This is a genomic window from Arthrobacter gandavensis (genome assembly GCF_015355785.1).
GTDB lineage: Bacteria > Actinomycetota > Actinomycetes > Actinomycetales > Micrococcaceae > Arthrobacter_B > Arthrobacter_B gandavensis_A.
Genome location: NZ_JADKYW010000002.1, coordinates 287,745 through 293,744, shown reverse-complemented (window position 1 = coordinate 293,744; position 6,000 = coordinate 287,745). Strand labels below are relative to the sequence as shown.

Here is a 6,000-nt window from a genome sequence, read left to right as displayed (position 1 = left end):
GCCTGCCTTCTCTGGCTTCTCGTCTTGTCTGGCTGCCGTGCGCTCACCCTGGACCATGGCCTGTGGCCCTGGACCGGGCACCCGCGGCTGATGCCTTACCCGCGCCGTTCCTGCCCGGCTGCGGCTTCTGCCCGGGTGCGGTTTCTGCCCGGGGCTGCCGTCCACGGCCGGCAGCCTGGACCCGGGCTCCCACCCCCTGAGGCATCCGTTCACCCCCGGGACCACACCTGGCAACAACCGCCACCACGGTTGGGAACCATCGCAGGGGAGTGCCTCACGGGCCACCTCCGCCACGACGACCGGGAAGCACGGTTGGCGGAGAGTCCCATGGGCATCAGACGCCACGACACTCGGTCCCGGCAGCCGCTCCCCGCCCAGAGGCAGCCGCCCGGAGCCGGTTCCCGCACCCTGTGACATCCGTTCACCCCCGGGACCACGCCAGGCAACATCCGCCACGACGGTAGGGAACCAAGGATGCTGCAGAGTCTCATGGGCCACAACTGCCACGACGACAGGGAACCACGGATGGTGCAGAGTCCCAAGGGCATCAGCTGCCACGACGAGTGGGAACTGCGGCGGGTGGCGAGTCCCGCAGGTAACTATCGCCACGATAGCTGTGAGACCGCGCTGCGAAGGAGTGGAACCCAGACAGCGGACAATGCAGCGGTTCCCACCCTCCGTGCCACCTGATTGCGAATGGGGCCACGCAAAGGACACCTATATCGGGGGTTGGGAATCCGCGCACACCGAGGCTGTGGCTTCTTACGGTCGATGGCCCGTCGCCAAGCGCCTCCGGCAGCCCGCACCCACTCCCCAAGGCTCACCGACCCAAGCCACCGACCCCGCGCACCCCGCCGCGGCAGCCACCACGAACGCCAGCACCCCGCCGCACCCCGCCGCCCACCCACACCACAGACCCCTCAGGACCCTGCAGCACCCCGCAGATCCCACCGACCCGGTAAGTGGTCAACGCTCCGCAAAAAACAGGGTAAGATATTAGAGCATCACCGCCGCAGCCGGCTCCGGAAACGGAACAGGACGCGGCGCGTGACCCAGGTTTTCCCGCGCAAGCGAGGACAAAGGGTTACGGCGGTCATTGCGTGGGGGAAACGCCCGGTCCCATTCCGAACCCGGAAGCTAAGGCCCACAGCGCCGATGGTACTGCACTCGGGAGGGTGTGGGAGAGTAGGTCACCGCCGGACATACCGTGATGGAAAGGATCCGTACAAAGACGTACGGGTCCTTTTCTGTTTCTCCCCGGCCCTCTGCGCAGCGGCAGGCTTACCCGGCTGCCGGCAGGGGAACAGACTGGGTAAATGACGGAGAACAGCGGCTCCCTCAGGCGCGGACTCGACTCGGGGCCGGACATTGAACGCACCATGTTCTTCAGCGATGCGGTATTTGCCATTGCCATGACCCTGCTCGCCGTGGACATCAAGGTGCCGGATGTCCCCGCGGACCAACTCGGCCGCGCCGTCCTGGAACAGCGTCCGGAGTTCTTCGCCTACGCCCTGTCCTTCGCGGTGGCCGCTGCCTACTGGCTAAGCCACCACCGGCTGTTCCGGCTGCTCAAGGGTTTCACCGGGGGACTGCAGCGCCTGAACCTGCTCCTCCTCTTCTTCGTAGCGCTGCTCGCCTACGCCACCGACATGCTCGCGCTGCACGACGACACCAGCCTCGGCGTCATCATCTACGCTGCGGCACTGGGCCTGATCGGGTCGGTGAACACGCTGATGTGGTCTTACTGCCGCCGCCGCGGCCTGTTCCGGGACGACGTGAATCCGGGCCTGCTTCAATATGCCCGCGTTCGGGCGCCGGTTACGCCGGCTGTCTTCCTTCTGTCGATTCCCATTGCCTTGGCCAGCCCGTCGGCGGCTGAATACTCCTGGCTGTCAATCCTGGTCATCAACTGGGGCCTCCGTCTGGCCGGGAGTCGACGGCTCAAAGCCGCTGGTGGACCGTAATGCCGCCGATTCGGTAATTGGCCCAATGTCCGGTAGTCTTATATCTGCTCTTGACGAGCAAAGCCTGGAGGATTCGCCTAGCGGCCTATGGCGCACGCCTGGAACGCGTGTTGGGTTAACGCCCTCGGGGGTTCAAATCCCCCATCCTCCGCCAGATGAGAAATCATTACCAGAAACGCCTCGGTCCAGAACCGGGGCGTTTCTTTTTGTCCGGGCAGATCAGCTGCGCTCCGGCCGCAGGGCGAAGCGTGTTGGCGCGGACACCGCGCCAACTCCGAGCTGCGCCGCTCCGCCCGCCAGTCCCAGGAACACCAGCGGTTGGATCGTCGGCGCCGGCTGCCCGGAGGCGTTCAGTGCGATTCCTGTCAGCGGCGGCAGGGCCAGGACGGTGCCAACTACGACGGCGGCTGCCACCATCAGCGCCGGCTCCGCACCGGTCATGCGGCGCAGCTGCGCATTCGTGGCATACCTGTCCTCCACATAGGGAGTTCGAGGTGCTGGGGCTGGTCGCGGAGGGACTGGGCAACACCCCCCCCATTGCGCAGGCCATCTCGGTTTCGGAGACTGCCGTGAGCAAACACATCGGCAACATGTTCGCGAAACTGGGCCTGGCGCCGTCGGACGCCGGTCACCGCCGCGTCCTGGCGACTCTCGCGTACCTGTGCTCCCGATTCCGCCCTGCCACCACGCCATCCCCCATCGAAAGGCCAGTTACGGCTCGTTTCGGCCCGCAAAAGAGCCGTAGCTGGCCTCTCGGGGGAATGGGAGTGGGGCTAGTCCGCGGACTCCTCGAGCCCGCACCATTCAGCGATGAACAACGCAATGGACTTGGTGATGCGGCGAACAGACTCCACGTCCACCCTCTCGTCGTAGCCGTGGATGGCCTCGGAGACCGGCCCGTAGACCAGGGTCGGCGTGTTGCCGTAGAGCGTGAAGACCCGGCCGTCCAGGTAGCCCGGAGTGGTGAAGGACTGCAGCTCGCTGCCGAACACGTTCCGGTGCGCATCTGCGAGGACGTTCTCCGCGTCGCTGCCTTCTTCCAGCACGTACCCTTCGGCGAAGAACCCCGTCCGCACGGCCTTGGCACGGATGCGGTTTCCCTGCCCGTCCGTGTCGATTCCGCCGAGGAGGTCGGTGATCTGCTGCCAGACACTCTCCGCGGACGTACCCGGATAGAGGGCAACCCGAAGGTCCACGTGGCACCAGGCCGGAACACTGGAGGGCCAGTCCCCGCCGCGAATTCCGCCCATGTTGAGGTTGATCGGATGGGGGAGGTCCTCGAAATAGCGGTGCGATCCGCGCTGGGCGTTCCACTCGGCCTCGAGGGACCGGATGCGGCCCACCACGTGATAGGCGGCGTCGATGGCGTTGAACCCGGTCTGCATCTCGCGGGGGTGCGTTGGTTCCCCGGCCACCTCCAGCCGGAACCAGATGACGCCGACGTTGGCGCGGACGAGCATGTCCTCCTCCGGTTCGGGGATGATGACGGCGTCGGCGGTGTAGCCCCGCAGCAGGGCCGCCAGGGAACCGTTGCCGGTGCATTCTTCCTCCACCACGGACTGGAAATGGATCCTTCCTGCGGGTTCGTAGCCGGCAGCGCGGACGGCGTCGAAGGCGAACAGGTTTGCTGCGAGGCCTGCCTTCATGTCGCCGCTGCCCCGGCCGTAAAGCCAGCCGTCCTTCACAAAGGAGTCCCACGGGTCCGCTGTCCACTGGGACCTCGGTCCTTCCGGGACAACGTCCACGTGTCCGTTGAGGATCAGGGACCACCCCTTCTCGACGCCGGGCTGCCAGGTGCCCACCACGTTGGCCATGCCGTCGTAGGAAACCGTGACGGCGCCGGCACCGGGGTGCGCGGAGATCTCCCCGGTATCCAGTTCCCAGCGGTCCATTTCGAGGCCCCGCTGCTGCATTGCGTCAAAGAGCAGCTGCTGGGCGCCGCTCTCCTCTGTGCGCAGCGAGGGGTGGCGGACCAGTTCCTGGGTGAAGCTGAGCTGGCTGTCGAAGGCGGCGTCTACCGCCGCGAGGATCCTGTTCCGGGCGTCCTGGCTGAGTGCCGTGCCGGCGGGGGTTCCGTTCGCGGATGAGTCCATGTGGTTGTTGCTCCGAATCGGTTCGTGCGGGTACCCGGTTGTCGGGCACCTGTAAGCAATCATTTCTCCAAGTGCCCAGCCAGCCACGGGAAAATGTGCCCGAAAATGGGGCCTAGACTGTGCTCATGCATATCGAGGACAGTGCGGGACCGAGCGTCGTCATCCGCCAGGCGGCCGAAGCGTGTCTGTCCGGACTGCCCGGCCTGGCAGATTCCTACGTGCAGGAACTCAGCTCGCTCACCGGGTACTCCGAGTCCAACATTCCGCGTGAAGACCTGCACCGGACGGCTGCTACCGCGTTGAAGAACATGCTGGGAGTGCTTGCCGGATCAGCGGACAGCGGCGGGCTGCAGGCCGTGAGTGAGAACATTGGCCGCCGCCGGGCCCGTCAGGGCGTACCGCTGGATTCGCTGCTGCGGGCCGTTCGGCTGGACTTCCCGTTCCTGTGGCAGGCCATGCGCGTCCAGGTGCCCGCTGCCTCCCAGGCGGCCTTCGCCGACGAAGTCGTCTCGGTATGGGACACCATCGAAACCCATGTCAGCAACGTCCAGGCCGGCTATATAGCCGAACTCGCGGACATGAACCGGGAACTCGAAACTGAGCAGACCTATTTGCTGCGCCGCCTGCTCGTGGCGGCGGTGGATGACCCGGGGCTGCACAGCCACGCGGCCGCGCAGCTTGGGCTCACGCTCACCGGACGCTACCTGGTGGTGGCGGCGGGTCCCGGCTATGGGCCCGAGTTCCGGTCCGCGGTCCGCGCCATCGATCCCCGGATCCGGCTGCACAGTCTCGACGGCGCTGAGTTTGTGCTGTTCGAGGACGCAGCTCTGACCGCTGCCCACCGGAACGTCCTCGCGGCAGCGCCGGTCGGCGTCGCGCCCTTTGCCGTGGGGATGGAGCAGCTGTCGGTGATGTGGAAGCTGGCTACGCGCCTGGCCAGGCTGGTTCCGGGTGACGGCACCGCAGCCACCTTCGCAGGCCAGTGGCCGCTCCTGCCCGACGGCCAGTTCGCCGAGGAGCTCCGCATCGCGGCCTCGGGACAGCTCGACGGACTCTTCAGCCAACCGGAGCAGGACGTTGACTACCTGCTGCAGACTGCCTTCCGCCTCATGTCCACGGGCAGCGTCTCCAAGACCGCGTCGGCGCTGTTCTGCCACCGCAACACGATCCTCAACCGGTTGCGCAGGTTCACTGCCCTGACGGGGCTGGACCCCACACTGCCCGACGACGCCGGGCTCCTCCGGCTGCTGCTGGCCGCACGCGGCCGGCTCAGCTGACTGCTCGGCCCAGCTGGCGGGCCGGCTTAGCCGACCGGCCGGAAGAGCCGCTCGGCCAGCAGCAGGGCGCGGCGTTCCAGGACCTTCGGGTCGTCCGGGACCAGCGATGACGCGATCTCGTATTCGTAGCCGTCGAAGAACGCCAGGAAGATGGCGGTGAGGTCGCCCACCGAATCCGGGTCGACGCCGAGCGAGCCGTCGGCCGCGCCGCGCTGCACCGCCGCGCGGATGTGCGCATCCCACAGTTCGTAGACACTGTCCAGGCGCTCGCGCAGCTCCGGATGGCGGCGGGCCAGGCTGGACATCTCCAGCCACAGCAGCCCGCGGCCGTGCAGGCTGGGCATGCCGCAGACGACGCCGATCATGCCGCGCAGCCGGTCCCACGGGGGCAGTCCGTCTTCGAGGGCGGCGAAGTGCTCCACCAGCTCGCCGCTGGCATGCCCGAGCGCTTCGCCCAGGAGCTGTTCGCGGGTCCCAAAGTAGTGCTGGATGATGCCGATGGACACCCCCGCGGCGTCGCTGACGTCCCGAAGCCGGGTTGCCTCATAGCCGCTCTTCGAGATGCATTCGAGGGCAGCCGCGAGGATCGCGCGCTTCTTCAGCTCTTTGCCGCGGGCCATTCAATCTCCATCCCTGGCGGTCCACGTGCAGCCGCCCTCCCCAACT

The 6,000-nt window shown here is 66.9% G+C and carries 5 protein-coding genes, 1 tRNA gene, 1 rRNA gene and 1 pseudogene; 5 read left to right on the top strand and 3 right to left on the bottom strand.

Annotated features, from left to right (window positions below; genetic code table 11):
* Positions 1 to 1,085 precede the first annotated feature (1,085 nt).
* The 3 genes from rrf to ITX31_RS01380 all read left to right on the top strand — a co-directional run bounded on the left by rrf (position 1,086) and on the right by ITX31_RS01380 (position 2,118).
* Positions 1,086 to 1,202: ribosomal RNA gene (gene rrf / locus ITX31_RS01390) — 5S ribosomal RNA — on the top strand.
* 114 nt (positions 1,203 to 1,316) lie between these two features.
* Positions 1,317 to 1,964: a TMEM175 family protein gene (locus tag ITX31_RS01385; protein WP_194781693.1), complete on the top strand. Its 648-nt coding sequence runs from the start codon at positions 1,317 to 1,319 to the stop codon at positions 1,962 to 1,964.
* Positions 1,965 to 2,030: 66 nt separating this feature from the next.
* Positions 2,031 to 2,118, top strand: a tRNA-Ser gene (locus ITX31_RS01380).
* Between the two features lie 65 nt (positions 2,119 to 2,183).
* On the opposite strand, the gene ITX31_RS16020 is transcribed toward ITX31_RS01380, so the two are convergent.
* Entirely contained in the window at positions 2,184 to 2,444 is a 261-nt protein-coding gene (locus ITX31_RS16020; RefSeq protein ID WP_323745541.1) for a hypothetical protein, read from the bottom strand.
* Between the two features lie 14 nt (positions 2,445 to 2,458).
* On the opposite strand from ITX31_RS16020, the pseudogene ITX31_RS16015 reads away from it, so the two are divergent.
* Positions 2,459 to 2,563: pseudogene (locus ITX31_RS16015) on the top strand (DNA-binding response regulator); the annotation flags it as partial.
* Positions 2,564 to 2,737: 174 nt separating this feature from the next.
* On the opposite strand, the gene ITX31_RS01370 reads toward ITX31_RS16015, so the two are convergent.
* A complete protein-coding gene (locus ITX31_RS01370; protein ID WP_194781692.1) occupies positions 2,738 to 4,057 on the bottom strand; it encodes an ArgE/DapE family deacylase in 1,320 nt (439 codons plus the stop codon).
* Between the two features lie 125 nt (positions 4,058 to 4,182).
* Here ITX31_RS01370 and ITX31_RS01365 point away from each other — a divergent pair, with 125 nt between their 5' ends.
* The gene (locus ITX31_RS01365; protein ID WP_194781691.1) at positions 4,183 to 5,334 is read left to right on the top strand and encodes a helix-turn-helix domain-containing protein; all 1,152 of its coding nucleotides are present in this window, start codon (positions 4,183 to 4,185) and stop codon (positions 5,332 to 5,334) included.
* Between the two features lie 26 nt (positions 5,335 to 5,360).
* Here the strand turns inward: ITX31_RS01365 and ITX31_RS01360 are convergent, their stop codons facing one another.
* Entirely contained in the window at positions 5,361 to 5,954 is a 594-nt protein-coding gene (locus ITX31_RS01360) for a TetR/AcrR family transcriptional regulator (RefSeq protein ID WP_194781690.1), read from the bottom strand.
* Positions 5,955 to 6,000: the final 46 nt, after the last annotated feature.

Excerpts from the sequence above, each read along its gene's own strand:
- ITX31_RS01365 (WP_194781691.1), top strand. The coding sequence starts at position 4,183 with ATGCATATCGAGGACAGTGCGGGACCGAGCGTCGTCATCCGCCAGGCG.
- ITX31_RS01370 (WP_194781692.1), bottom strand. The coding sequence starts at position 4,057 with ATGGACTCATCCGCGAACGGAACCCCCGCCGGCACGGCACTCAGCCAG.
- ITX31_RS01385 (WP_194781693.1), top strand. The coding sequence starts at position 1,317 with ATGACGGAGAACAGCGGCTCCCTCAGGCGCGGACTCGACTCGGGGCCG.
- ITX31_RS01360 (WP_194781690.1), bottom strand. The coding sequence starts at position 5,954 with ATGGCCCGCGGCAAAGAGCTGAAGAAGCGCGCGATCCTCGCGGCTGCC.